The sequence below is a fragment of the uncultured Tateyamaria sp. genome, from assembly GCF_947503465.1.
In the GTDB taxonomy this organism is placed as follows: Bacteria; Pseudomonadota; Alphaproteobacteria; order Rhodobacterales; family Rhodobacteraceae; genus Tateyamaria.
Genome location: NZ_CANNDN010000001.1, coordinates 35,457 through 62,331, shown reverse-complemented (window position 1 = coordinate 62,331; position 26,875 = coordinate 35,457). Strand labels below are relative to the sequence as shown.

Genomic DNA, 26,875 nt, shown 5'->3' with positions numbered 1-26,875 from the left:
ACTGGATCGGTGACTGCGACATCACGGGTGCGCCAAGCACCCTTTTGCTGGTGCCGCGCAAGGGTTACATGGGCGAAACCAAGGGAATGCGGGGCGCATGGGATTCTGGATTGTCACAGCCGTATTGACGTTTGCCGTACTGGCCACGTTGGCCCGCGCGATGTTGCGTGGGACAGTCGGGGACAAGCCGCCGGCGGCCTATGATCTGGATGTCTACCGCGACCAGTTGCGCGAGGTGGACCGCGACCTGGCCCGAGGCGTGCTGTCCGAAGCAGATGCGGAACGCGTGCGCACCGAAGTGTCCCGGCGCATTCTTGCGGCGGATGCCGCTCTACAGAAACATACCGCGCAGGCGGAACGCTCGGGCGGTGTTGTCGCACTGGGGGTGACGGCCGGGGTCGTCATTGCAGGCGCCTATGCAATCTACATGCAACTGGGCGCGCCGGGTTATGGTGATCTGGCCCTGACCGACCGGATCGAGGCCGCGCAGATCCTGCGCGATGAACGCCCGGGCCAGGCCGCGGCCGAGGCGAGCCTTGCCGGGCAAGGCACCCCGGGCGATGCAGACCCCGACTATGTCGCGTTGGTGGAGCGGTTGCGGCAGGCCGTCACCACGCGGCCCGACGATGTGCAGGGGCATGAATTGCTCAGCCGGGCAGAAAGCCGTCTGGGCAACTTTGCCGAAGCCCATGCCGCCAAGGCGCAGGTTCTGGCCCTGAAGGGCGATGGGGCAACGGCAACGGATTTTTCCGAATATGCTGATCTGCTGATCCTCGCGGCGGGCGGTTATGTCTCGCCAGAGGCCGAAACGGTGTTGGAGCGGACCCTCGCCCTCGACCCCACGGACGGGCCTGCGCGCTATTACTACGGCTTGATGATGACACAGACCGGGCGCCCTGACACAGCATTGCGCATTTGGGATCAGCTGTTGCGCGACGGCCCGGCTGATGCCCCGTGGATCGCGCCGGTGTCGGCCCAGATCGAAGAGGTCGCGATCCGGGCAGGCGTGAATTATGCCATGCCCGCCATCGGCACGGGCCGTGGGCCGACCGCAGACCAGATCGACGCCGCCGAGGATCTGAGCCCGGGCGAACGCATGGAGATGATCCAGGGCATGGTCACTGGCCTGTCGGATCGGCTTGCCACCGAGGGGGGGCCGGTCGAGGACTGGGCCCAGCTGATTTCGGCCCTTGGTGTATTGGGCCAGATGGATCAGGCCCGCGCAATTCTGATCAACGCGCGTGAGGTTTTTGGCGGCGATCCCCGGGCCGAAGATGTTCTGAGCCGCGTTGCAGATCGCGTTGGTCTGGAATGATCACAGACAACACCGAGGCTTTTTTGGCCGCCCTGCCCCCGATGCAGGCGCTGATGGGGCTGGATTTGGGTGACAAGACCATCGGTGTCGCGGTGTCCGACACATTCTGGTCGGTTGCAACGCCGCTTGAGACGGTGCGGCGCAAAAAGTTCGGGGTGGATGCTGCACGCCTGCAGGACATCATCGCCGAGCGCCGCGTGGGCGGCCTTGTCCTTGGCTTGCCCCGCAACATGGATGGCAGCGAAGGCCCCCGCTGTCAGTCGACCCGTGCCTTTGCGCGCAATTTCGAACGGCTCTGGGACGGTCCGATCACGTTCTGGGACGAACGCCTCAGCACTGTGGCCGCGGAAAAAGCGCTGCTTGAGGCGGATACGACACGCAAACGTCGCGCCGAGGTCATTGATCATGTGGCGGCGGGCTATATCCTTCAGGGGCTGCTGGATCGACTGGCCGCGATAAAGAGGCAGGCATGACAGACGTTCCCAGTTCCCTTGTGTGGAAGCGCAACGAGATCGAAAGCCCCTGTGTGCAGATTTGTGTCATCCATCCGGAGACGCGGTTGTGCACTGGCTGTGCGCGGTCGATTGACGAGATCGGGGCCTGGAGCAGGATGAGCCCAGAGGACCGCCGTGCCATCATGGCCGAACTGCCCAATCGTGAGGCCGCGCCCAAGGGTCGGCGTGGGGGTCGGGCCGCGCGACTGAAGAGCTAAGGCAGGCTGTTGCCCTCCCTTTCCGTCCTTCGACGCGGCAAGCGGCGTATAATGACGGCCTGTTGACGTCACACAGCGGTCAACCAGTCCCTGGGATCGGGGAACTCGGGCCGGAAAAACGCAATCATCCGGCCATCGCGCCTGGGTCCTTGCCAAGGCGCGGTTCCGTGCAACGCGAAACGGTGCAACAGAAAAGCCTGTCCCGGCCTGGCCTTCAGCGGCACTATTTCACAGCTGTTGAACACATGCGCGCGCGCCGCCTGGTATGCCTCGGTGACATCCACGGTTCGCGGGTCTGCGCGACCGATTGCGCGGCGCAACGCGTCCTGCATGATCCGGTGGCTGCCTTTCCAGACGACGGTTGGGGCAAAGGGCACGTCGTTCAGCGGCAACCCAAGGATATAGGCATGGAATTCGCCCGGATACCGGCGCCGATCCGGCCCTTGCGGCAGCAGCCCATCGACATGGGCCGCCAGACGGTCAACCCGAAATCTATGATTGGCCGCGCTCTGACCCGCGTCCTGCTGCGGATAACCGGGATAGACGATGGACACCTGCGCCGCATGCTGGGCCAGGTCCGGCACCTCGTCTTGCCATGGCCCGGCAAGCGGTACGCCGTCCACCGCGCCAGTCGCATCATTGGGCAGCAGATCGACCCCCACAAACCATGTTTTGCCATGGCGCAGGTTTGCGGCCCTGACCTGCGGATCACGGGACAGTACCTCGGCCCGGTGCCGCGCGGCCTGCGCCCACAGGGCGGTCCGGTCATCGTGGTCAAATACCACGAAGCCCCGGTCTTGGATCAGCCCCAAAAGGCCCGGCGCAGCATATTGAGCGCCACCAAGACAAGGAAAACGGCAAAGACGCGTTTCAAGGGCCCTGGATCCATGGCATGCGCCAGTCTCACGCCCCAGGGCGTTGTGATCAGCGTCATCGCGATGATCACGGCAAAGGCCACCAGATTGACCGCGCCGACTGTCAGCGGAGGCACTGGCCCGTCGATGCTGACCATCAGGAACCCGATCACGGACGGGACCGCGATCAGCACCCCAAACCCGGCAGCGGTTGCAACGGCCCGGTGGATGGGTACGGCAAAAAGACTCATCAACGGGACGCCGAAACTGCCGCCGCCGATGCCCATCAAGACCGACAAGAAGCCGACACCGGGTGACAGTGCCGCCCGCCCCAGTCCCGTCGGCATTGCCGGCCCAAGCCTCCAGGTGGCCCGGCCAAGGCCCATATACAGGCCCACGATCAATGCCAGCACACCAAAGATCGCCTGCAAGGTCGTCGACCGCAGCTGCGCCACCACCAGCATGCCGATCACGGCCCCGATCACGATGCCGGGCGCCCAGCTGCGCAGGATATCCCAATCGACGGCACCCTTCTTGTTATGGCTCATGACCGACCGGACGGACGTAACGATGATCGTGGCAAGCGAAGTGGCCAGACACATCTGCATCAGGTCCGGTCCTTCGTATCCAAGCGTCTGAAAGGCATAGAAAAAGGCCGGAACCAGGACGATACCGCCACCCACACCAAGAAGGCCCGCCAAAACACCGGCAACGGCCCCGATCACCACAAGAACTCCAAGCATCTGAATCAGAAGAAAAGTGTCCGGCATGGGGTCCTCCGCGTGGCGTCGCGCGGTGCTACACTGCTTTGGCTTCGGGGGCCAGTGCGGTGACGTGGGCCAGCGCGACCATGACCAGTTCGGGCCCTGCCCCGTCGCGTGTGGCCCCTTCGCTCAGCGTCCGCCGCCACGCGCGCGCGCCCGGTCGGCCAGCAAACAGACCCAGCATATGGCGTGTGATCTGGTGCAGACGTCCGCCTGCCGACAGATGCGCCTCGATGTAAGGCAGCATCGCCGCAACCGCGTTTTCGGCGGTCCGGTCCTGGCCCTTGCCGAAAATGCGCCGGTCGGCCTGCGCCAGGATATCCGCAGGCTGGTGATAGGCCGCGCGCCCGATCATGACGCCGTCCAGCCCGCTGTCCAGCAGTGCCTCTGCCGCGTCCAGCGTGGCCACGCCGCCATTGATCGAGATGTGGAGATTGGGAAACAGGCCCTTCATCCGCTGAACCAGATCGTAGTCAAGCGGGGGAATATCGCGGTTCTCCTTGGGGCTGAGCCCCTTGAGCCACGCCTTGCGGGCATGGATTATGACCCGCTCACACCCTGCCGCGACGATGCGGGACAGAAACTCGGGCAGCACCTCTTCCGGGTCCTGCGCGTCGACGCCAATGCGGCATTTGACCGTGATGGGCACATCCACAGCAGCCCGCATCGCGGTCACACAGGCGGCAACCAGGGCCGGATCCTGCATCAGGACCGCACCAAAGGTGCCGGACTGGACCCGGTCGGACGGGCAGCCGCAGTTCAGGTTGATTTCGTCATAGCCTGCGGCCGCGCCAATCCTGGCCGCCTGCGCCAGTTCCACGGGGTCGGACCCACCCAGTTGCAGCGCGACGGGATGCTCTGCAACGTCATGATCCAACAAGTGGACCGCCCCGCCCCGCACCAGCGCCGGGGCCGTCACCATTTCCGTATACAACAGCGCATGCGTGCTCAGTTGCCGGTGCAGATACCGACAGTGCCGATCCGTCCAATCCATCATAGGGGCGACAGAGAGCCTTGAATGCTGTTCCAATTGCATGGGCGCTACATGATGTTTGGTGTGCCCATTGCCAAGCAGAAATTGTCGCGCGGGCCGCGACGGCGCGTGTTCAGGTCCGGATCGTGCCGTCCTTGACCCACCCATCAAATATCGCAAGCGCCGCGTCTACAAAGCCTGTGTCGTTGATGTGGCAATCAAGTTCCGTGAACAGGGTGGGATCGGTCATCTGGGCCCGCATCTCGTCACAGAACGCGGCAAAGGCCCCGGGGTCATGCGCTGCGCCGCCCTCTCGGTCCCATTCCTCGATCCCCTGGTTCGGCAACAGGACATGTACGGGCGACGCCGACGGTTTGAGACGCCTGGCCATTTCACGCGCCGTTTCGCGCCGCTCATCAGCGGTGTAGCCAGAGCATTTGACCAGTCGGTTGTGCGCGTGAAACGGCCGGTCCCGGAACCGGACGGGTATCTCTTGCCACCCGGCGAAATCGATCAGGTCCAGACACCCCGGTGCCACGATCTGCGGGATACCGGCCTTTCCGGCGTTCAGCATACGGTCATTGCCTGCATTCACAACTGATCCGGCCAGGAGGTTGCCCAGTTCTGACAGTGCAAAATCCATCACACAGACAAACCCGCCGTCGCGCGCGATGCTTTCATAAGCCATGCCGCCCATACCGGTCGCATGAAAGATCGCGACCTCGAACCCGCGTGCTTCCAGTTCAGGCTTCAGGCTTTTCATATATGTCAGGCAGGAAGAGCCAAGCGAAGTCATACCCACAAGCGGTCGGTCCAATTGAGGCCGTTCAACCGCCCGCGCGGCCCCCAGAACAGCGCCAGCCGCCTGCGACAGGGACGCCTTGCAGACGTCGTTCAGGCCATAAAGCCCGCCGGCCCACAGGATCATCTGAATATCAGCCGATAGCCGTTGCGGTTCGATAAGCGGCGAAAAGGACACGGTGGACACAACATATTTCGGCACGCCCAGCGGCAACGCCTGACAGACATCAAGGGCCACATCGGTGCCCATCGTACCGCCCAGAATGACCACCCCGTCGCATGCGCCGTCCGCGATCATGCGCCGGGCCAACGTACTGGCCCCGCGCGCCATGATCTGCATGGCGGTGTTTTCGTCGCCACTGTCGATGGCCGCCGCGATGGAACTGCCCGCTGCCTCGGCCACCGCATGTTTGGACACGTCCGTGGGCTGATCCGGATCCCCCAGAACCGAGATGTCCATCGTCAGCGCCCCGCCCCCCTGGGCGCGGATGCGTTGTACCATGTAGTCCAGTTCGTCATTCTTGGTGTCGAAGGTCCCGACAACCAGGATCGTCTTGTCCGCCACCGGTCCCTCCTGTCTGCGCTAGGCCAAACTGGGCAACCACAGGACGATCGCCGGAAAGGCCACAAGTAGCGCAATCGTGATTGCATCGGCAATGAAGAACGGGGTCACCCCCTTGAACACATCCTGAACGCTCAGGTCATCGCGCACGCCCGCCACGACAAAGCAGTTGAGGCCAATGGGGGGCGTGATCAGACAGAATTCGGCCATCTTGACCACCAGTATCCCGAACCAGATTGCACACATGGGTCCTGACATGCCGAATGTGCTGTCTTCGGCGCTCACGAACTCGCCCCCGTTCAGGGCCATGACCGCCGGATAGACGACGGGCAATGTCAGCAGCAGCATGCCGATGGCATCCATGAACATCCCCAGCACCGCATAGGCCAGCAGGATGCAAACAAGGATCAGCATGGGCGAAATCGTCAGCGACGTGATCCAATCCGAAAACGCGCCAGGCAGGTCGGCAAAGCCCAGGAACCGAACATAGATCAACACACCCCAGATGATGGTAAAGATCATCACCGTCAGCTTGGCGGTTTCGATCAGCGCATCCTTCAATTCGTTTAGCCGCATGCCGCGATAAAGCGCCATGAGAAAGACGATGAACGCGCCCACGGCCCCGCCTTCGGTCGGTGTGCCCCAGGCATCACCAAACGGGTTGTAGACAAAGAAGATGATGATCACCACGACCGCTACGATCGGCAAGGCGGGCGGCAAGGCCAGCAGGCGTTCTTTCCAGGTGAAGCCGGTGACAGGCGGGCCGACTGTCTTGAAGACAACCGCGATGCCGATGATCAGAACGGCGTAGATCAAGGCGGAAAAGGCACCAGGGATAAAGCCCGCAAGCAGCAGCTTGCCCACGTCCTGTTCCACGATAATGGCATAGATCACCAGGATCGCCGATGGCGGGATAAGGGACGCCAACGTGCCCCCGGCGGCGACGACACCTGCCGCGAACTGTTTGTTGTATCCGATCTTGAGCATCTCGGGAATGGCGATGCGGGCAAAGACGGCCGCCGTCGCGACAGACGCACCTGACACAGCGGCAAATCCCGCGGTCGAGAACACGGTGGATACGGCCAGACCACCCGGCACCCAAGCGATCCATTTCTTGGCCGCATCGAACAAGGCGGTTGTCAGCTTGGCGTAGTAAGCAAGATAACCGATCAGGATAAAGGTCGGGATCAGCGACAGCGCGTGCGCCGACACCTTGGAATGCGGCACCTGTCCGGCCACTTTCACGCTGATTTCCAACGCTTTTCCAAAGCGTTCCGGGGCGTAATCAAAGCCGTTCCAGCGCAGCCAGACAAGGCCTGCAAACCCTGCAAGACCCGCAGCGAACGCGACCCGCATACCCAGAAAGACAAGGCACAACATGCCCCCCGTGGTCCACAGGCCAATTGTAATCGGGTCCATCAGTCCGCTCCGTCCAGCGCTTCGGCCTCTGCCCGGGCCTGGGCCGCCACCGATTGGATCAACGGCACGGCCACAGGGCTATCAAGGTTCAGCCAGAACGCCCGCGCATAGCCCACGATTTGCAGGACAAGCCGTGCGCACAGCACGGCGAAGGCCACGGGCACCAAAACCTTGGACGGCCACAGTGGCAGCGAAATGTCGATGGAACTGTCACGGCTGCAAAATGGGCGCGCGCAATCAAACGAACGGTCGAAATGTGCCCAGGATCCCCAGACCAGCGCGATCATCAGGATCAGGATCAGCACCACCATCAACAGCTCAACCGCCCAAAGAAGCCGACCGCGCATCGCGCCGACGATGATGTCCATGCGAATATGTCCGCCGTTCCGCTGCACATAGGACACCCCCATGATGGCAATCAGCGGCATCAGTATCTCGATCAAGTCGACATAGCCCAGCAGCGGCGCCTCGAAAAACTCGCGGGCCGACACGGAATAGGCTGCAAGGAACATAAGGGAAAAGGCGGCCAGTCCGCTGAACAGGGCCATGATCTTTTCAATGGGCAAGAGCGCCCGGTCGAGGCGGCTCAGAAGGCTGGAATCTTCGAGAACCGTGGATGCACCGGCCATGGCAGTGTCCTGTCTTTTTTGGGTGTGGTGGGCAGATTGCCCACCCTACGGTGCCTGCAAAGGTCCGCAGTCTTTAGCGTAGGGTGGGCAATCTGCCCACCCTTTCAGTAGCTTAGCTGCCACCCTTGGCATCGGCCAGTGTCTTGACCACAAGGTCATAGAGCTCTTGGCCCGGCAGGCCCTGTGCTTCCATGTCCGCGATCCACTGGTCGCGGATCGGATCAGCGGCGACAGAGCGGAATTCCGCGATCACGGAGTCGTCGATTTCCACCTTCTGCACGCCTTTCTCCTGCAGAACACTGTCCCAGCGCTCCAGCAGTTCGGCATAGTTGGCCAGGTAGTGATCCAGCGCTTCGGGCACCGAGCTGTCGAGGGCAGCCTTGTGTTCATCCGACAGGCTGTCATAGGCGTCGATGTTCACGACCACCGGGCAGTTCACGGTGCCGGGGTTCAGGTTGGCTGTCCACCAATCGGCCTGATTGATCGTGCCAAAGGACAGGTGCGCGTGCTGGGCGAATGCCACGGTGTCAACCACACCCGATTCCATGGCCTGGTACGCTTCTGTCGCGGTCACCGATGTCGGCACGCCACCCACAGCGGAAAATGCGTTGCCGATACCACCCGTGGCACGCACACGCATGCCTTCGAATTCGGACAGTTCATCGCGCGGATCTCCGGTGCCAACCAGGTTGTATTGTGGCATGGGCGACGTCATCAGCAGTTTCGCATTCCACTGCGCCATCTCTTCGGTGGCGGCGGGGTGGCCATAGACAGCCGAAGACACGGCGACTTCCTGTTCCAGGTTCTCAACGCCCAGGAATGGCAGTTCCAGAACGGTGATCACGCGGTTCTTGTCGCGGTGATAGCCCGCACAGAACTGCGCCATCTCGAAGGCGCCGATGCTGATGCCATCGAGGTTTTCGCGGTTCTTCGACAGACCACCATAGCTGATGTTCATGGTGAATTCGCCGTTGGTCTTTTCGCTGACCAGTTCGGCCAACTTTTCGATATGCTCGGTAAAGGCGCGGCGCTTGCCCCAGACGGACACGTTCCATTCGGTGGCTGCGGCTTCGAGTGCAAAGGTGCACGAGACAGCGGCAACAATGCCGCCTACTGCGATCTTGTTCATGATGTTTCTCCCTAAATGCGGGACGTGGTGGCCCGCTTGCAGGCGAAGCTAGCGTGGCGATGCCGCGATGCCAAGAGGTTGGGCATGCCCGCGCACAGGCTTGATTCCCCGGCAACGCCATCGCGGCGGCGTGCCGGCATTCTGCCATCGCAGTTCCGGTCAAAAGCTGCCGAGTTCCAGGTTCAAAATTCAAGCCATTGATAAATATACGTTAAACACCCCTCGAACAACCACAGCGCGGCTTTTTGGCCGCCTTTCTACAACCATGGTCCCATTTGTTTCATTCTGCTGCGCGTTGCGTATTATCGCCAACAGCGGGAGGAGGACATGTCGCCAGTAAGATGGCGCACGTGGCCGGTATGCCTCCGACAAGACCAAGGAACATCCGGAGGAACCATGTCCGACACCAAAACCCACGCGCCCAGCGCAGAAATGGCCGCAGCCGCACATGTCAACGCCGCCAAATATGACGAGATGTATGCCGAATCCATTGCGGACCCGGCGGCCTTTTGGGGCGAACATGGCCTGCGGATCGACTGGATCAAACCCTTCTCCCAGGTCAAGGACGTGTCCTATGACTTTGGCAACGTGTCGATCAATTGGTACAAGGACGGCACGCTGAACGTGTCCGCCAATTGCATCGACCGGCATCTTGCGACCCGTGGCGACCAGACGGCAATCATCTGGGAACCTGACAGCCCCGATGATGATGCCAAGCACATCACCTATCGCGAGTTGCACGCAGAGACGTGCAAGATGGCCAACGTGCTCAAGGGCATGGGCGTGACCAAGGGCGATCGCGTCGTCATTTATATGCCCATGATCCCCGAGGCGGCCTATGCCATGCTGGCCTGCGCGCGCATCGGTGCCATCCATTCGATCGTCTTTGCGGGGTTCTCACCCGACGCGCTGGCGGCCCGTGTCTCGGGCTGTGACGCCAAGGTCGTGATCACCGCAGACGGCGCACCGCGCGGGGGCCGGGTCACGAACCTCAAGGACAATGTGAACCAGGCGCTTATCAACGTGATCGACGACACCAAGTGCCTTGTTGTCAAACGCACCGGGCAACAGATTGCCTGGCGCGACGGGATGGACTTTTGGTTGCACGAAGAGGCGGCAAATGCCGACGCCGACTGCCCGCCCGAGGAAATGGGCGCCGAAGACCCGCTGTTCATTCTCTATACCTCCGGCTCCACCGGTCAGCCGAAGGGCGTGGTGCACACCACGGGCGGCTACATTGTTTATGCCGCTCTTACCCACGAGATCACCTTCGACTACCACGACGGCGACATCTATTGGTGCACGGCGGACGTCGGCTGGGTGACCGGCCACAGCTATATCGTCTATGGCCCGCTGGCCAACGGGGCCACCACGCTGATGTTCGAAGGTGTGCCGACCTACCCCGACGCATCGCGGTTCTGGCAGGTCTGCGAAAAGCACAAGGTGGCACAATTCTACACGGCCCCAACCGCCATCCGTGCGTTGATGGGCCAGGGCAATGATTTTGTGACCAAATGCGATCTGAGCAGCCTGAAACTGCTGGGCACGGTGGGCGAGCCGATCAACCCAGAAGCGTGGAACTGGTACAATGACGTGGTCGGCGGCGGGCGCTGCCCCATTGTCGACACCTGGTGGCAAACCGAAACGGGCGGCCACCTGATGACCCCCCTGCCCGGCGCACACGCCACCAAGCCCGGCGCTGCGATGAAGCCGTTCTTTGGCATCAGGCCGCTGGTTCTTGAACCGGCAACCGGCGAGATCATCGACGGCGACGGGGTCGAGGGCGTCCTTGTCATCGCAGACAGCTGGCCCGGCCAGATGCGCACGGTATGGGGCGATCACGAACGGTTCGAAAAGACCTATTTCTCGGACTACAAAGGTTATTACTTCACCGGCGACGGCTGCCGCCGGGACGCGGATGGCGATTACTGGATCACGGGCCGTGTGGACGATGTGATCAACGTCTCGGGCCACCGCATGGGCACCGCCGAGGTGGAAAGCGCTCTGGTAGCCCATGCCAAGGTGGCCGAGGCCGCCGTCGTTGGCTATCCGCACGACATCAAGGGCCAAGGCATCTATTGCTACGTCACCCTGATGAGCGGCGAGGAACCGACCGAGGATTTGCGGACCGAATTGCGTGGTTGGGTCCGCTCGGAAATCGGGCCCATCGCGTCGCCGGACCTGATCCAATGGGCCCCCGGCCTGCCCAAGACCCGCTCGGGCAAGATCATGCGCCGCATCCTGCGCAAGATTGCCGAGGATGACTTTGGCGCGCTTGGCGATACCTCGACACTGGCGGATCCGTCGGTGGTTGATGATCTTATCCAGAACCGGATGAACAAAGGCTGACGCAGCCGCGCATCGCGCCAAACAACTTGCAAATCGCGCCACCGCTCTGGCGCGGTTTCCGCATTCAAGTCACACTGGCGGCATGACCGCCTTGCATGACACTTACTACAAGATCGCCCGGACGACCGAACAATTGTGCGGTCTGTTGCACGTTGATCCAGCCGCCGTCATGCGGCGCATGCGCTTTCCGTCCGACTTTCTGAGCAACGAGGGGCGCGGCGTGGCGGCCGCCGACTATTTTGCAGGGTGGAACGCGATCTTGGCCGAGGCGGCACGGGACGATGCGCCCTTGTTTCTCGGACGCGCCTATGCGCGCGGGCCATTCAATCCGGCCTTTTTCGCCTTTACCTGCAGCCCGACGGTGGCGGTGGGACTTGAACGCCTGTCGCTGTTCAAGCCCTTGACCGGCCCCCTGTTTCTTGGCCTGAGGCGTGGCCCGGACCAATCGCTGGAGATATCAAAGACCTCGAACCAGCCGGGACTGCCCATGCCCGCCACGTTCGCGGCCACCGAGCTGGCTTTTCTGACCGAAGCCATACGCTCCTGTACGGGTCACCATCTGGTGCCCCTGACTGCGCGCCTGCCCGAGCGGCTTGCCTGTCACGATGCGCTCGAAGAGTTTCTGGGCATTCCCATCGAGATTGGCGGCCCCAACTGCATGACGTTGCGGGCCGTGGATGCCGACCGCAAATTGCTGTCAGCAGACCCCGCGCAATGGGCGCAGCTCGAACCTGGCTTCAAGCGGCAGATGCAGTTGCAGACAGAAGAGCAACCCATTGCAGTGCGCCTGCGCGCGAGCCTTGCCGAAATGCTGCCTGCGGGTGAGGCCACCGTGGACGCTGCGGCGCGCCGCATGCGGTTAAGCACCCGGAGCCTGCAACGGCGCCTGCGCGAGGAAAGCACAACCTTTCAAAAGGTGCTGGACAGTACACGTGCCGAACTGGCCCGCACCTATCTGACGTCGACAGAACTGAACGTGGCCGAAATCAGCTATCTTCTCGCCTACCGCGACCCGAATTCCTTTTACCGCGCGTTCAACACATGGACCGGCCAGACCCCGCAATCGGTGCGTGAAGGGGCCGCCAGCTAGACGGGCGCTGCCGTCACATCGTGGCGATAGACCCAGTCCTGGCGCGCATGGATCAGTCCCGGCGCCAACCGCGCGCCCAGCGCCATGGGTCCGTAAAAGGCGATCCGACCTGGCAAAGACCCTTTGTGAAACATCCGCGCATTGGCAGCAGACCCGGCCTGAATGCGCGCGGTTCGGTCGATCCGCAGGTCGAAATAGCGCTGCAACCCGCCCTCAATCGTGGCCGCCTGATCCAGGACGGCGGCCAGGGTCCAGGCATCTTCCAGCGCCTGAACCGCGCCCTGCGCCATCGACGGCAACATCGGATGCGCGGCATCCCCCAGAAGCGTCACGCGTCCGTCGTGCCAATGCGGCAAGGGTGCCCGATCGAACAAGGCCCATCGGTTCAGCGCTGGTGCGGCCGCGATCAGGCCCGAAATGACGGGATCCCACCCGGCAAAGGCCGCTGCCGCATCCTCGCGTTTCCCCTCGATCCGCCAGCCTTCGGATGTGGGTTCCGGTTCCTCCACCATGCCGACGAAATTGGCCAGCCGGCCAGCCCGCAGGCGGGTTGTCACCGCATGGCGCTTATGTCCTGCCCAGATGCAGGCCGTTGGCGGCGGCGAAGACTCGAGGGCGGCAATCGGCACAACCGCGCGCCAGGCGACGTTGCCGGTGTAGCGCGGATGGTCCGCTCCGTGCATTTGGGTCCGGATGCGGGAATGCAAACCATCCGCGCCGATGATCAGGTCCCCTTCAACGCGAGAACCATCATCAAGTGTCACAGCACCGGTCGAGTCGTAGCCGGTCACGGTGCAATCCGTACGCACCGCGTCCGGCGCCAAGGCGTCGAGGCGCGCCGCAAGGGCTGCTTGCAGGTCGGCCCGGTGCACATGCATGAACGGCGCCCCCCAGCGTTCCGACGCATATCCCTTCATCGGCAGTCTGAACACGCGACGACCGGAAACACCAAGCCGCATCTCGATTGCCTCGGGCTCGAACGCGGTGTCCGACAGGGCTGCGGCGACACCCATCGCATCCAGCACGCGCCATCCGTTGGGCGAGATTTGCAGGCCCGCCCCAACCTCTGTCAGCATGGGGGCCTGTTCCATCAGCGCCACGTCCCATCCTCGCAAACGCAGTGCAACTGCCGCGGCAAGACCGCCGATACCGGCCCCGACAATCAGCGCCCTCATGTCAAGACTCCGTCCCGTTTGAGGATCGCGATCCGCTTTGCGTCATAGCCGATGGCCGTCAGGATTGCCTCGAAATCTGCGCCGGGCGCCCCGGGCGGTTGCGGCGCGCGTGGCGCTGATCCGCCAAACCGGGGTGCCGGGGCGGATTGCCAGACACCGCCGGGGGCCACGTAGGTTCCGCGTGCCCGCAGATGTGGCGTCGCGCGCGCCTCAGCCAATGTCAGGACCGGCGCAACGCAGGCATCTGTTCCGGCAAACCGCGCCGCCCACACATCGCGGGCACGGGTGGCGAAGGTTTGCGCGAACAGATCGGTCAATTCCGGCCAGCCCGTGCGGTCGTTCTGATCGGGCAAGGCTGATTGTTCCAATCGCAACCCTTCGAGCAGCTGCGCATAGAATTGCGGCTCGAGCGCGCCCACAGCAACGTCGCGCCCATCGGCGCACCGGTAACAGCGGTAAAACGGGGCTCCGCCGTCCAGCCAGTTTTCGCCCGGCCGGTCGGTCCAGAACCCGTCTGCAACAAAGCCATGCAACAGCCCCATCATAGCCGGCACACCGTCAACCATCGCCGCATCCACCACCTGCCCGCGGCCCGTCCGGCCCCGGGCGATCAAGGCGGACAGCACGCCCAGAAGCAGAAACATGCTGCCACCGCCGTAATCTGCAATCAGGTTCAGCGGCGGGCGTGGCGGCGCGTCAGCGGTAGCCATCAGGCTCAGGACACCGGTCTGCGCCAGATAGGTCAGGTCGTGGCCCGCCGACTGTGCCAGCGGGCCCTCCTGCCCCCAGCCGGTCATGCGCCCATAGATCACAGTGTCAGGCAGGTCGTCCGGACCCAGGCCCAAACGCTCCATCACGCCGGGACGAAATCCCTCGATCAGAATATCAGCACGTGCCGCGAGGTCGCGGGCCACGCCCACCCCATCAGACGTCTTCAGGTTCAACGCGATGGACCGCTTGCCCCTGCGGTTGATGTCGGTGGCGTCCTGCGGTGCGGACACCCGATCAATCACGATAACATCCGCGCCCAAATCAGCCAGAAGCTGCCCGGCCAGCGGGGCCGGGCCAAGCCCCGCGAACTCGACCACGTTCAAGCCATCCAACGGTCCGGTCATTCTGCCCTTTCGTTCGGACGCCCGGCGCATTGCAACTCCGGCGCCGCGCATCCACGCCATCCATGTTCCCCTGTCGCAGGCATACACCGCCACGCGGTTGCGAAAAAGCGGGTTGCTACGGGGCGTGTCAGCAGAAGACGTGTTCCGAACCGGAAACGCATGGCGCAGATGAGAGGATGAAGATAGAACCCGAAGCTCTTATTGGCCGTGCAGAGCGATTGCAGCATTCTAGTGTTGCGACGTTTTCCGCATCTTCCTTTGCAAGAGCCCGTGGTGCGGCCGGCGAGACTCGAACTCGCACGAGTGTTACCTCACAGCGACCTCAACGCTGCGCGTCTACCAATTCCGCCACGGCCGCACGCCTTGACTTCGGTAGGCGCGGTTTAGCGGCGAACGCGGGCCTTGCCAAGACCGAAAACTCAAAGAAAAACCGGGGCCGTTTCGGGCCCCGGTCCGGTCTTGCAGGTAGCGCGTGATCACGTCAGTTGCTGGACACACCAAAGGTGGGCAATGCCGCAGGTTGCACGGTGGGCTGGGCCGGAGCCGTCAGGCTGGAATTCGACGTGCCCAGTTGCAACGATGCCTGCCGCAGCAACTCCACCCGCTCAGGCTGGCCCGGGGCAAAGACGGCGGGCGCGCCCGCATCCACGGCCTTCAGCCCTTCGGCATACCACACGCGGGCGGAATCAATCCGCTTGGTGGTGCCAAACCCCTGCGCCAGGTGGTGGCCCATCATCTCACCATAAACATGATCACCCATCGCAAACAGCAACAGCGCCGATCCCAGCGCCACATCCATGTTGTCGGTACGGTATCCGACTCCCATGCAAATCTGCGCCGTGCCCTTGAGCTGCGCGGGCGACATGCCAGTGGTCAAGATGAAGCTGGCCACATCCTGCACCACCTCGGGCTGCGATTTCAGGGCAAGTGCTGCAACATGCGTTTGCATCGCCGGGCCAAACTGCGCGCACTGGCTGGCGATCTGGTCAGTGGTAAAGCCCTGGACCTTCGCAATCATGTCCTCACTCTTGGCAATGGCATAGGTGCGGGCCAGGCAGAACTGTTCGTTCAATGCCACATTCGGGTCCGTCATCGCCGCGGCGGTGGTAAAACCACCATTGGTGTTTGTCAGCAGCGACACGGTGTTGCAATGCGATGCCAGCGATGCAGTGGCCCCACCGCCAAGGAAGTTCGGCAGACCCGCCTCGGCAACGGGCGCTTCGGGTTCAGGTGCCTGCACCTCGGGCGCGGCGGCCACTACGGTGGTCGTGGTCGTGGTACCCAATGCGGGTGCGACGGGCTGCGGCGCGACCACAATGGTCGTGCCCTGCTGCGGGAAGGCGGGCGTGGTCGGCTGCCCGGCCATTTCGGCGCGATAGGTCTTGAGCAGTCCGCGCGTGCCATCGGGGTTGGCCGCAACCTGCTGGTTGACCGCATAGCCACCCGCCTGCGCCCGGTTATAGGACGTGATCAGCAGGTTTTGCTCGAACGGCGTCAACTGACCGGTCGCCGGATAGCCCAGATAAGCCTGATAGGCCGAAATCGCATTGCGCGACCTCCGCCCAAGCTGACCGTCCACCGTGCCCGCATTGAACCCGAAATAGTTCAGCGATGCCTGGATCTCGCGGCCCGCCTGCGTGGACGGGATGCCCGGGCGATAGGTCTTGCGGGTATAGGTGCGCTGCGTCGCCTTCTTGCGTTGATTCTGCTTGGTTGCCGCGTGGCCGACAATGCCGCCGATAATGGCGCCAGCGACAAAGTCTCCTGCATCCGCTGTTACCCGCGTGGCGGGGACAATCGCCATCGACAGGGCGACACAGGAAACGGCAATGGACTTGGTAAACATGAAAAACCCTCCGGAAATATGGCACCATGCTACCGTATTCAGCGCATTTGGGGAGTCACAAATTCCCTACCTCGCCGTAAAGCGGCAGAAAACCTTGAAACTCGGGGCAACCAGGGTGATGTAGGGGCAACCCCCGCGCCACAAGGACACCGCCCCGCCATGGCCGACGCCCCAACAGATGTAATCGATATCGACATCGTGTCGGACGTGATGTGCCCCTGGTGCATTGTCGGCTTTCGGCAACTGGAACATGCGTTGGCGGCCACGGGCATTGGTGCCCGCGTGCGGTGGCACCCGTTCGAACTGAACCCAGACATGCCTGCGGAAGGCCAGAACCTGACCGAACATATTTCGCAGAAATATGGCGCCAGCCCCGAACAATCCGACCAGAACCGTGCCCATTTGCAGGCATTGGGCAAGTCGCTGGGCATCGATTTTGTGTTTTCGCCTGACAGTCGCATCGTCAACAGCTTTGATGCGCATCAGCTTTTGGATTTCGCCCTGACCAAGGGGCTGCAACACCCGTTGAAACTGGCACTTTTTTCGGCGCATTTCACCGATCAGCGCGATATATCGGAGCGCGCCGTTCTGTTGGACATTGCCGCAACAGTGGGTCTTGAGCGCAGCGAGGCCGAAAGCGTCCTGACCGAAGGTACCCATGCGCAAGCCGTACGCGACCAACAGGCGGTCTGGGCCGCGCACGGCATTTCCGGCGTTCCGTCCATGGTGTTTGCGGGCAAATACCTGGTCACGGGCGCGCAAGGGGCCGACACCTATAGCCAAATCCTGCAGAAGGTCACCGAAGAGGACGCGGCCTGACCCGATGGTAGACTGGATCACGACACCGGGTCTGACCGAGTACCGGGAGGCCGAACGATGGATGGAGGCGCGTGCCAGCGCGATTGCAGCTGGCGACGCGGCAGAGTGCATCTGGCTGTTGGAGCATCCGCCACTTTACACCGCCGGCACCTCTGCCAGGTCACAGGATCTGACGGACCCGAACAGGTTTCCCGTGTTCGACACACGCCGCGGCGGGCAGTACACCTATCACGGGCCAGGTCAGCGCGTGGTCTATACGCTTCTGGATGTCGGCCAACGCGGCCGCGATGTGCGGGCGTTTGTCCAAAGCCTTGAAACCTGGGTGATCGCCACCCTTGATACGTTCAACGTCAAGGGCGAGATCCGCACGGGACGGGTGGGCGTCTGGGTTGAACGCCCCGAACGACCGCGGACCGCGGAGGGCCGCTTGGCGGAAGACAAGATAGCGGCCATCGGCATTCGACTGCGTAAATGGATCAGCTTTCACGGCCTGAGTATCAATGTCGAACCGGACCTGAGCCACTTTGACGGGATCGTACCCTGCGGCATTGCCGAGCATGGCGTGACATCGCTTGTCGATTTGGGCCTGCCGGTCACGATGGACGACGTGGACGTCGCCTTGCGCCAGACCTTCGAGACCGTGTTTCCCGACCACCCGTGATCCAAAGGCCGCTTGACAGCGACGCCATGCTTTTGGGGGGCGCTGCCCCCGCCCTGCGGGCTCCCCCGAAGTATTTTCAGCCAGAAGAAAGATCTAGCCGATCATTCCGGCCAGTGCCTTGGCCTCGTAGCCTTTCATCACCGGGCGGATGCAGCGGCTGGCGCACATCAGCAATTCGGGAAACAGGCGCGCGATTTCGGCCGCGACGGCCCCTTCCTCGCTGTGGTCGAACTCTGCCGCCTCGACGGCTTCGCGGGTCAGGTGGAAGCTTTCTGTTGGCGCACCCTCGGCAAAGATCACCTCGTGCCGGTCCATCAGGATGTGGTAATAGGTCAGCTCTGCCACCGGCGCACGGAAGATCAGGTCTCCGCGCACAAGGTTCACCGCGCTCACCAGCACCTCGTCAGCGCCAAACAGCATTTGTGCCCGCCAATCGGATATCAGCATCCTGTGGGCCGGTGACACGATCAGGTCGCGGGTGTTGTCCAAGGCTCCGGCGGCGATGTGGATCGGGGCAAACACGCCCGTCCCATTGACTTTGCGGCGCAGGACGGCCCGGACGGGTCGGTCCCCGTTGTCCCAGGTGCGCAATCGCATGCCCCGGCGCAAGTCCTCGACCGCCACCGGACCCTTGGTCGTGTCGATCAACGTCCCGGCCGTGAAACAGGCCACGTTGGTATTGTCGAACGTGAGGTCACCGCCCGACACACCGGTCATCATGATCGACCCGCCCAAGGCCGTGTTGTCACCGAAGTCACCGGTCGACTGGTTCAGAATGCCGTCGTCGGCAAGGTCAGCCCGCAATTCATGGATATGCGTGTAATACGCGCTCAGGTCGATGAAATCGTTGTTGGTCTGATCACCGTCGCTGGTTGTGCCAGTGTTACCGGCGTTGAAGTCGGTGATGACGTCATTGCCGTCGCCCGGGTTGAACACGAACACATCGTCTCCGGCACCGCCGGTCAGCGTGTCGTTCCCTGTGCCGCCGGTCAGCGTGTCATTTGCCGTGTCCACCCGTTCGACCGAGAAGTTGTCGATTGCAAAGCTTTCATTGGCGATGCTGGAATTCAGCGTGCTGCCAAGGCCGATGGTCAACGCGTCGGGTGCGTTGGTCACCGTGATCACGACATTCATGATCGTGTCCTGCGAGTTCGACACCGACCCGTCAGAGGTGTAGCCCAACTCGCCCGTCTGGACATTGGTAAAGTCCAACGTGTAGGTCGCGCCATCCGCGCCGACAAAGCTTTGCGTTGCGGGCGAGGATGTATCGCCCGCCAGATGGGTAAAGCGCACCTCTTCGCCGTTCAGCGTGATCACGAACTCTTCGCCGTCCCAGCTGTCGAGCAGCAGAGCGTCGAATTCGATTTGGACTTCTTCGGAATCCGCACCCAGATCAAAGGTACGTTGCGTCGCGACAACGCCGTCTGCGGCCCCGAACCGGCCCAGCGATGTGCCGAGGCCCGGATCGCTTTCCGTGGTGCTGTTGGTCCAGCCGCTTGCACCGCTTTCAAAGTCGTCTTCGTACAGAACCGTGGTGTCAGACCCGTCGTCACCGACCAGAACATCGGAACCATTGCCGCCAAACAGGCTGTCCGAGCCCTGATTCCCGTCGAGCGTGTCGTTGTCATCACCGCCGTACAACTCGTCATCGCCGGTGCCGCCGGACAGGCTGTCGCTGCCCTGATCCCCCACCAGTGTGTCGTCGCCCGAGCCCCCGATCAGTGTGTCGGCCCCGCCGTCGCCATCAACCACGTCGTCGCCGCTGCCGCCGTCAACGCTGTCGTTGTCCCCTTCGCCGAACAGGCTGTCATTGCCGCCGTTGCCCATGATGGTGTCGTCGCCGTCACCGCCCAGGATGCTGTCATCGCCCTCGACCCCGGCCGGCGTTCCTGTGACTGAATATTCCGGCCCCGGTGGCAATCCGATCATCGGTGATGTCAGCAGGTCCTGGGTCGCGCCGCCCGTGTCCGGCCCGCTGATGGTGGCCGCCAGCGTGTCGCCGCCGCGGTTTTCCCAGTACCTGATCTGGATCGTATAGGTTTCGTTCGGGTCCAGCGTCACGTCGCCGAAACGCGTCGTCGTGCCCTGGTGAAAGTCGTTGTTCAGGTAATCCAGCGTGCCACCGGTCTGGTTTGCGAACTGGAGCGGATTGCCATTGGAATCAAAGATTTGGATGGTCGACCCGTCATCCGATGACGTGGTGAGACGGTAGGTGCCACCGCTCGTCACATTCAGGGTGCTGGTATAGACAACGCCAAAGTCTTCGGCGTTGCCCGTGGTGCCGCGCACCGTGTTGGTCAATCCGCCCTCGTCAAAGTCGGTGACAAAACCCGATCCCGTGCGGGTGCCCAATTCGATATCGAACGCCTGACCGTTGGCCGAGGAAAAGTCGCGGTCGAATGTCTCGAAATGCCAGGCCCCTTCGACCGGGCCGTCGCCGCTCAGCACGTCATTGCCGCCGCCACCGGTGATCGTGTCGTTGCCAAAGGCACCTGTCAGCGTGTCAGCATCTGTCGTGCCGGAAATGACCTGATCGCCCTCGGTCCCGGGGTTCGTATTGTCGTTCGTTGCCATATCCTGCACTCGTTCACATGCGCATGTTTGCGCTTTGAGGACATGAATGCCGTCGGAATCGGGCCGAACGTGGGACGAACAGGGCCGTTAACGGCCCCTTAATGTGACTTTTCAGAGGCTTTGCCGACAAATTGGAAACGCGGAGCGGCCTTTTTCGTGATTGTGGCCATCCCGGAAACTGCCAGAAACTCACCCCAGGTTCTCCTTGCGAACTCAGGTGGTTGCATGCAGGATGATTCACACGCGACAATTCATCCCGGCCTTTCGGCGCATCTTCCATTGATGCGGACACGCCAAAACTCTAGAACCGCTCAAGAATCCGTGTGCGGAGCGGGAACCCCGCGCGCGAAGCAACCAACAGCCAGGAGGCACCGCATGGCAGACGCAGCCATTCACGGGCACGAGCACGAAGACGAACGGGGCTTTTTCACCCGTTGGTTCATGTCCACCAACCACAAAGACATCGGTATCCTGTACCTGATCGTGTCGGCCTTCGTCGGCTTCATCTCGGTCGCGTTCACAGTTTACATGCGCCTCGAACTGATGGATCCGGGCGTTCAATACATGTGTATGGAAGGTGCGCGGCTGACAGCCGCAGCCGCTGGCGAATGTACACCCAACGGCCACCTCTGGAACGTGCTGATCACCGGTCATGGCATCCTGATGATGTTCTTTGTCGTGATCCCGGCCCTGTTCGGCGGGTTCGGCAACTATTTCATGCCCTTGCAGATCGGCGCGCCGGACATGGCGTTCCCGCGCATGAACAACCTGTCCTTCTGGCTGTATGTCGCGGGCACCACGCTCGCGGTCTGTTCGGTCCTGGCACCGGGCGGCAATGGCCAGCTTGGTTCGGGCGTGGGCTGGGTTCTCTACCCGCCGCTGTCCACCAACGAACAAGGCATGTCGATGGACCTCGCGATCTTCGCGGTGCACGTCTCCGGCGCGTCGTCGATCCTGGGCGCGATCAACATGATCACCACCTTCCTGAACATGCGTGCTCCGGGCATGACGCTCTTCAAGGTGCCGCTGTTCTCGTGGTCGATCTTTGTCACATCGTGGCTGATCCTCTTGTCCCTGCCGGTTCTGGCGGGCGCGATCACCATGCTGCTGATGGACCGCAACTTCGGCTTCACCTTCTTTGACCCCGCGGGCGGCGGCGACCCCGTGCTGTACCAGCACATCCTGTGGTTCTTCGGCCACCCCGAGGTTTACATCATCATCCTGCCCGGCTTCGGCATCATCAGCCACGTGATCGCCACGTTCAGCCGCAAGCCCGTCTTCGGCTACCTGCCGATGGTCTGGGCGATCATCGCGATCGGCGCACTGGGCTTTGTCGTGTGGGCGCACCACATGTACACGGTCGGCATGTCGCTGAACCAACAGGCCTACTTCATGCTGGCCACCATGGTGATCGCGGTACCGACGGGTGTGAAAGTGTTCTCTTGGATCGCCACCATGTGGGGCGGCTCGGTTGAGCTGAAGACACCCATGCTGTGGGCCTTCGGCTTCCTGTTCCTGTTCACCGTGGGCGGCGTAACGGGTATCGTCCTGTCCCAGGCCGCAGTGGACCGCTACTACCACGACACCTACTATGTTGTGGCGCACTTCCACTACGTGATGAGCCTGGGTGCCGTCTTCGCGATCTTTGCGGGTGTTTACTTCTACTTCCCGAAGATGACCGGCCGCATGTATCCTGAATGGGCGGGCAAGCTGCACTTCTGGACTATGTTCATCGGGGCGAACATCACCTTCTTCCCGCAACACTTCCTGGGCCGCCAGGGCATGCCGCGTCGTTATATCGACTACCCCGAACAGTTCGCCTACTGGAACCAGTGGTCGTCCTGGGGTGCGTTCCTGTCCTTTGCATCGTTCCTGTTCTTCTTCGGCATCATGGCCTACTCGCTGCGGCGCGGCGCCATCGTGACCGAGAACAACCCCTGGAACGAATATGCGGACACGCTGGAATGGACCCTGCCCAGCCCGCCGCCCGAGCACACGTTCGAAATCCTGCCCAAGCAGGAAGACTGGGACAAACAGCCCTCGCATTAGGCTGGGACTGATCTGAAAACCCAAAGGGCTCCGGTGGCGACCGGGGCCCTTTTTCTTGAACACTAGCTTCCTGGATCCGGCACGTGTTCAATCCGCCCGCGTTGGCCCCTTCTCCTTGTATGTTTGGATTTGATCGCGGGTGTCAGCGTGACACTCTTTCGCAACGCAACATCGGTGCAAATGCACGCAGCACGCTTTGTCGCACTTGGCTTGTTCGCGATTGGCGCATCGATCATTTATCCAACAATCCGCCGATCAAGGTTGCGCACAAATGGCGCCGGGGCAATCCTGGACATCGCCCAAACTCACGTTGCGCCGCTGATCTTATCTGCAAGCGTACCTTTGATCGTGCTGGCCTTGCTTGGACCGTGGAACGCGGTGACGCGGTCCTGGCGCGGCGCACCGCACCGGCGCACCTGGTACATTTTGCACTGGACGATCCTGATTGCGTGGCTGGCGGTTGCCCTCATCGAACCTGGACGAACACCGTTTAGCACCCCTTCCTTCAAAGACCTTTCGCCCCAGGAGCGGCAAGCGTTTATCACCCGCTTTGAAGATATGCGCGACATTCACAGAACCGCCGTCATAGCCTACGCCATCGCCGTCTTTGCGGTGTTCCTGCTGCCGGTCGTCTTGCGATGGCTGCGCCCACGCAGACCAGCCACGAAGTAGCACGCGCGCCTTTGCCAACAGGTGCACAGCGTCATCTTCTTCTGACCAAAAATACGACGGGGTTTGGGGCAGCGCCCCAAGATCAGCGCCCAAGACAGTGCATGTTATGCAATATCAAGCGACCACATCCGGCCATTCCCCGCGCACCTGCGCGCCGAAACGCGCGGGTCGCCGCCCACACACGCGCGCGAGGCACAAACCATCTTTCGCGGCACACGCCCTGCCCCATATGCCCACTTCATAGCTGCCCTGTTTCGCGCTGCCCGAACACGTGATCACGGCGATACGACGAAAGGAGCATCTCATGCTGTCCAAAACACTTATCTCCGCCGCCATCGCGGCGTCGCTTGCCCTTGTGCCCGCCACGCGTGCGGCCGCAGACGGCAAGGATTTCATCGCGGGCGCCATCATCGGTGGCATCGGCGGTGCCATCATCCAGAACGAGGTGCGCAAGAACAAGGAACGCAATGCCGCGCGCCAACGCGCCGTTGCACCGCGCACCTATGCCGCCAAGCCGCGCACCTACCGCGCGCCGGCCAAGAAAACCTATCGCCCCTCGATCCCTGCCACCCCGGAAGGGCGCGACATCCAGTCGTCGCTGAATTACTTCGGGTTCAACGCCGGTTCCGTTGACGGTCGGGTGGGCTCCAAGACCCGCAGCGCCATCACGGACTACCAGCGCTACATGGGGTACGAAGGCACAGGTCAGTTGACCAGCTTCCAGCAGCACCTGCTGACCTCGGCCTATTTCCGGGCCGAAGCGGGCGGCAACAGGACATTTCAGGACATCGCATCGCACCCTGACGGGACGCGCGGTCTTTTGAAGATCTACCGCGAGGACCTTGCGGCGGGCAGTGCACAGCAGCGCACGTTGCGGCCTGAACCATCGACGGCCTATACCGACCTTTGACGCGCCACGCAGGTGGGGTGGCCAAACATGGCCGCCCCGCGACATCCTGCCCTTCGACACGGGCCCGGGGCGACGTATAACCAATACATGCCCTATCGCTGGACAACAGACCCAGATGCCCAGGTGCAGGAATTGCAGCTGTGGCCGCACAATTCCCTGCCACAGCGCGGGCTTGCCGCCTTTGTCCTTGCGACGTTCACCCTCATCCTGATCCCTGCCCTGCCGCTGCTGGGCTCCGTCGTGCTGTGGGGCCTGCTGCCCTTTGTGCTTGGGGCTGTGTGGGCCATGTATTTCGCCCTGCGCCGCAACCGCCGCGCCCGCCAGATCATCGAGGTGCTGACACTGGATGCCGACGAAACCCACCTCACCCGCACCGACGCCAACGGCCAGGTGCGGGAATGGGACTGCAATCGATACTGGACGCAAGTCACGAAATACGAGGCCGAAGGCCCCGTGCCGCACTACGTGACGCTCAAGGGCAAGGGGCGCGAGGTCGAAATCGGCGCATTCCTAAGCGAGGACGAAAGGATCGCCCTTTATGACGACCTCATCCGCGCGCTCCGGCGCTAAGGCGTGGCGCACAGACGGTCCTTGACCATCGGCCCAACCGCTCCGAAATCCATCTGACCGGTGTACTTCGACTTCAGCACGCCCATCACCTTGCCCATATCGCGGATACTGTCGGCTCCAACTTCGGCAATCGCATCATCCACCGCCTTGGCCGACGCATCCGCGTCCATCTTCTGCGGCAAATACTCTTCGATCACCGTGATCTCGGCCATCTCTCGTTCAGCAAGGTCAAGGCGCCCGCCTTCCTCGTAGGTCTTGGCGCTTTCGCGCCGCTGCTTGACCATTTTGCCAAGGATCGCAAGAACCTCATCCTCTGCCACGCCATCATCCTGTCCGGCGGCGCGTGCATCGATATCCTTGTCCTTGATCGCGGCGTTGATCAGCCGCAAGGTCGATAGTCGGTCTGCATCCTTGTCTTTCATGGCCTGCTTGAGCGCGGCCGAAATCTTGGTGCGCAAATCCATTTGATGTCCATCCCCATGGGCACGTGTTGAGCGCCTAAGGTAGGTCATACGCAGGGTTGTGGCAAGAATTTGTAACGACGCTAACCACTTGTTTTTGCTGCATAAAGTAAATTCGCAAACGCCCTTGACCACAGCGCGCGCCCACATTAGTTTCCGCGCAATTTGCCCGCACCCTGCTGTTCTCGCTCGCATTTGGAAGCCTTGCCATGACCCCTGCTGCCCCTACCGCCTGCCTTGCCCTTGCCGACGGAACTTTGTTTTACGGACAAGGGTTTGGCGCCACCGGACAGACCGAGGCAGAGCTGTGTTTCAACACCGCGATGACCGGATATCAGGAGATCATGACCGACCCATCCTATGCCGGGCAGGTGGTGACATTCACGTTCCCCCACGTCGGCAATGTGGGCGTAAACCCCGAAGATGACGAAACCAGCGATCCGGTCGCATCGGGCATGGTGGTCAAGTGGATGCCGACCGAACCGTCGAACTGGCGCGCTGCCGAAGAATTGTCGGGCTGGCTGGCGGCGCGCGGGCGCATCGCCATCGGCGGCGTCGACACCCGCCGTCTGACCCGTGCCATCCGCCAGGCGGGTGCGCCACATGTGGCCCTCGCGCACAACCCTGACGGCGTATTTGACATCGAGGCGCTGGTGGCCGCCGCGCGCGCGTTCGCAGGGCTCGAAGGCATGGACCTGGCCAAGGACGTCACCTGCGCCCAATCCTACCGTTGGAACGAAAAACGCTGGGCCTGGCCCGACGGCTATACACCGCAGAACGATCCCAAGTTCAAAGTCGTGGCTGTCGATTATGGCGCCAAGCGCAACATCCTGCGCTGCCTGGCCTCGGCCGGCTGTGACGTCACCGTGCTGCCGGCCTCCGCCACCTCAGACGAGGTCATGGCGCACAACCCCGATGGCGTGTTCCTGTCCAATGGCCCGGGCGATCCGGCGGCGACGGGCGCATATGCTGTTCCGATGATCCGGGATGTGCTGTCGCGCGACATTCCGGTCTTTGGCATTTGTCTGGGCCACCAAATGCTGGCTCTGGCGCTTGGGGCCAAGACGATCAAGATGAACCACGGCCACCACGGGGCCAACCACCCGGTCAAGGATCTTGAGACGGGCAAAGTGGAAATAACGTCGATGAACCATGGCTTTGCCGTCGATGCCCAGACCCTGCCCGACGGCGTCGTTGAAACGCACACGTCGCTTTTTGACGGGTCCAATTGTGGCATCAGGGTGCAGGACAAACCGGTCTATTCGGTTCAATACCACCCCGAGGCAAGCCCGGGCCCGCAGGACAGCTACTATCTGTTTGAGCGGTTCGCCGAGGCAATGGCCGCCCGCACAGGTTGAAACCACCCGCACATCGGTCGGCTTTAACCGATTGTTAACCACGGGCAGCCATTGCTGAAGGCCTGATC

General features: G+C 62.2%; 24 protein-coding genes and 1 tRNA gene. 12 read left to right on the top strand and 13 right to left on the bottom strand.

From position 1 onward, the window contains the following. Positions 1-97 precede the first annotated feature (97 nt). Genes ccmI through Q0844_RS00290 form a run of 3 tightly spaced genes read left to right on the top strand, consistent with a single transcriptional unit; the run spans position 98 to position 2,027 of the window. On the top strand, positions 98-1,315 hold the full coding sequence (gene ccmI, locus Q0844_RS00300) for a c-type cytochrome biogenesis protein CcmI (protein ID WP_299040942.1): 1,218 nt from the start codon (positions 98-100) through the stop codon (positions 1,313-1,315). Beyond that, entirely contained in the window at positions 1,312-1,788 is a 477-nt protein-coding gene (gene ruvX / locus Q0844_RS00295) for a Holliday junction resolvase RuvX (protein ID WP_299040941.1), read from the top strand. Before ccmI ends, ruvX begins: the two co-directional genes overlap by 4 nt. After that, the gene (locus tag Q0844_RS00290) at positions 1,785-2,027 is read left to right on the top strand and encodes a DUF1289 domain-containing protein (RefSeq protein ID WP_299040939.1); all 243 of its coding nucleotides are present in this window, start codon (positions 1,785-1,787) and stop codon (positions 2,025-2,027) included. Before ruvX ends, Q0844_RS00290 begins: the two co-directional genes overlap by 4 nt. 68 nt (positions 2,028-2,095) lie before the next feature. Here the strand turns inward: Q0844_RS00290 and Q0844_RS00285 are convergent, their stop codons facing one another. The 7 genes from Q0844_RS00285 to Q0844_RS00255 all read right to left on the bottom strand — a co-directional run bounded on the left by Q0844_RS00285 (position 2,096) and on the right by Q0844_RS00255 (position 9,158). Next, a complete protein-coding gene (locus Q0844_RS00285) occupies positions 2,096-2,839 on the bottom strand; it encodes a hypothetical protein (RefSeq protein WP_299040937.1) in 744 nt (247 codons plus the stop codon). Continuing rightward, positions 2,830-3,651: a sulfite exporter TauE/SafE family protein gene (locus tag Q0844_RS00280; RefSeq protein WP_299040935.1), complete on the bottom strand. Its 822-nt coding sequence runs from the start codon at positions 3,649-3,651 to the stop codon at positions 2,830-2,832. Before Q0844_RS00280 ends, Q0844_RS00285 begins: the two co-directional genes overlap by 10 nt. A 28-nt stretch (positions 3,652-3,679) precedes the next feature. Next, the gene (dusA, locus tag Q0844_RS00275; RefSeq protein ID WP_299040933.1) at positions 3,680-4,681 is read right to left on the bottom strand and encodes a tRNA dihydrouridine(20/20a) synthase DusA; all 1,002 of its coding nucleotides are present in this window, start codon (positions 4,679-4,681) and stop codon (positions 3,680-3,682) included. Between the two features lie 70 nt (positions 4,682-4,751). Continuing rightward, positions 4,752-5,984: a Tm-1-like ATP-binding domain-containing protein gene (locus Q0844_RS00270; protein WP_299040932.1), complete on the bottom strand. Its 1,233-nt coding sequence runs from the start codon at positions 5,982-5,984 to the stop codon at positions 4,752-4,754. Between the two features lie 18 nt (positions 5,985-6,002). Then, a complete protein-coding gene (locus Q0844_RS00265; protein ID WP_299040931.1) occupies positions 6,003-7,400 on the bottom strand; it encodes a TRAP transporter large permease in 1,398 nt (465 codons plus the stop codon). After that, the gene (locus Q0844_RS00260; RefSeq protein WP_299040929.1) at positions 7,400-8,029 is read right to left on the bottom strand and encodes a TRAP transporter small permease; all 630 of its coding nucleotides are present in this window, start codon (positions 8,027-8,029) and stop codon (positions 7,400-7,402) included. The genes Q0844_RS00265 and Q0844_RS00260 overlap by 1 nt, the downstream gene beginning before the upstream one ends. A 112-nt stretch (positions 8,030-8,141) precedes the next feature. Further along, positions 8,142-9,158 (bottom strand): C4-dicarboxylate TRAP transporter substrate-binding protein, encoded by a 1,017-nt coding sequence (locus Q0844_RS00255; protein ID WP_299040927.1) that lies wholly within the window; start codon positions 9,156-9,158, stop codon positions 8,142-8,144. A gap of 396 nt (positions 9,159-9,554) precedes the next feature. Here Q0844_RS00255 and acs point away from each other — a divergent pair, with 396 nt between their 5' ends. After that, positions 9,555-11,507, top strand: coding sequence for an acetate--CoA ligase (acs, locus tag Q0844_RS00250; RefSeq protein ID WP_299040925.1), 1,953 nt, complete (start codon positions 9,555-9,557; stop codon positions 11,505-11,507). 82 nt (positions 11,508-11,589) lie between these two features. Next, positions 11,590-12,597 carry an AraC family transcriptional regulator gene (locus Q0844_RS00245; protein WP_299040924.1) on the top strand — a complete coding sequence of 336 codons (1,008 nt, stop codon included), beginning with the start codon at positions 11,590-11,592 and terminating at the stop codon, positions 12,595-12,597. On the opposite strand, the gene Q0844_RS00240 is transcribed toward Q0844_RS00245, so the two are convergent. The 4 genes from Q0844_RS00240 to Q0844_RS00225 all read right to left on the bottom strand — a co-directional run bounded on the left by Q0844_RS00240 (position 12,594) and on the right by Q0844_RS00225 (position 16,733). Next, complete coding sequence (locus Q0844_RS00240; protein ID WP_299040922.1) at positions 12,594-13,772, bottom strand: FAD-dependent monooxygenase; 1,179 nt, start codon at positions 13,770-13,772, stop codon at positions 12,594-12,596. The genes Q0844_RS00245 and Q0844_RS00240 overlap by 4 nt on opposite strands. Beyond that, on the bottom strand, positions 13,769-14,887 hold the full coding sequence (locus tag Q0844_RS00235; RefSeq protein WP_299040920.1) for a CaiB/BaiF CoA-transferase family protein: 1,119 nt from the start codon (positions 14,885-14,887) through the stop codon (positions 13,769-13,771). Before Q0844_RS00235 ends, Q0844_RS00240 begins: the two co-directional genes overlap by 4 nt. Before the next feature lie 271 nt (positions 14,888-15,158). Continuing rightward, a tRNA-Leu gene (locus Q0844_RS00230) sits at positions 15,159-15,245 on the bottom strand. Positions 15,246-15,368: 123 nt separating this feature from the next. Next, positions 15,369-16,733: a peptidoglycan-binding domain-containing protein gene (locus Q0844_RS00225; protein ID WP_299040918.1), complete on the bottom strand. Its 1,365-nt coding sequence runs from the start codon at positions 16,731-16,733 to the stop codon at positions 15,369-15,371. A gap of 159 nt (positions 16,734-16,892) precedes the next feature. Between Q0844_RS00225 and Q0844_RS00220 the strand changes: the two genes are divergently transcribed. Together Q0844_RS00220 and lipB are read left to right on the top strand one after the other, a co-directional pair. Then, complete coding sequence (locus Q0844_RS00220) at positions 16,893-17,552, top strand: DsbA family oxidoreductase (protein ID WP_299040916.1); 660 nt, start codon at positions 16,893-16,895, stop codon at positions 17,550-17,552. A gap of 4 nt (positions 17,553-17,556) precedes the next feature. After that, on the top strand, positions 17,557-18,213 hold the full coding sequence (lipB, locus tag Q0844_RS00215; protein ID WP_299040915.1) for a lipoyl(octanoyl) transferase LipB: 657 nt from the start codon (positions 17,557-17,559) through the stop codon (positions 18,211-18,213). A gap of 93 nt (positions 18,214-18,306) precedes the next feature. Here lipB and Q0844_RS00210 read toward each other — a convergent pair whose 3' ends face one another. Then, positions 18,307-20,787 (bottom strand): Hint domain-containing protein, encoded by a 2,481-nt coding sequence (locus tag Q0844_RS00210; protein WP_299040914.1) that lies wholly within the window; start codon positions 20,785-20,787, stop codon positions 18,307-18,309. A 375-nt stretch (positions 20,788-21,162) separates the two neighbouring features. On the opposite strand from Q0844_RS00210, the gene ctaD reads away from it, so the two are divergent. The 4 genes from ctaD (at position 21,163) to Q0844_RS00190 (ending at position 24,988) form a co-directional block, all read left to right on the top strand. Continuing rightward, positions 21,163-22,836 carry a cytochrome c oxidase subunit I gene (gene ctaD / locus Q0844_RS00205; RefSeq protein WP_299040912.1) on the top strand — a complete coding sequence of 558 codons (1,674 nt, stop codon included), beginning with the start codon at positions 21,163-21,165 and terminating at the stop codon, positions 22,834-22,836. A gap of 123 nt (positions 22,837-22,959) precedes the next feature. Further along, positions 22,960-23,508: a hypothetical protein gene (locus Q0844_RS00200; RefSeq protein ID WP_299040910.1), complete on the top strand. Its 549-nt coding sequence runs from the start codon at positions 22,960-22,962 to the stop codon at positions 23,506-23,508. 304 nt (positions 23,509-23,812) lie between these two features. Beyond that, positions 23,813-24,418 carry a peptidoglycan-binding domain-containing protein gene (locus Q0844_RS00195; RefSeq protein ID WP_299040908.1) on the top strand — a complete coding sequence of 202 codons (606 nt, stop codon included), beginning with the start codon at positions 23,813-23,815 and terminating at the stop codon, positions 24,416-24,418. 87 nt (positions 24,419-24,505) lie between these two features. Further along, positions 24,506-24,988 (top strand): DUF2244 domain-containing protein, encoded by a 483-nt coding sequence (locus Q0844_RS00190; protein ID WP_299040906.1) that lies wholly within the window; start codon positions 24,506-24,508, stop codon positions 24,986-24,988. On the opposite strand, the gene Q0844_RS00185 is transcribed toward Q0844_RS00190, so the two are convergent. After that, on the bottom strand, positions 24,985-25,452 hold the full coding sequence (locus Q0844_RS00185) for a GatB/YqeY domain-containing protein (RefSeq protein WP_299040904.1): 468 nt from the start codon (positions 25,450-25,452) through the stop codon (positions 24,985-24,987). The genes Q0844_RS00190 and Q0844_RS00185 overlap by 4 nt on opposite strands. Before the next feature lie 206 nt (positions 25,453-25,658). On the opposite strand from Q0844_RS00185, the gene carA reads away from it, so the two are divergent. Further along, positions 25,659-26,807 carry a glutamine-hydrolyzing carbamoyl-phosphate synthase small subunit gene (gene carA / locus Q0844_RS00180; protein WP_299040902.1) on the top strand — a complete coding sequence of 383 codons (1,149 nt, stop codon included), beginning with the start codon at positions 25,659-25,661 and terminating at the stop codon, positions 26,805-26,807. Positions 26,808-26,875 lie beyond the last annotated feature (68 nt).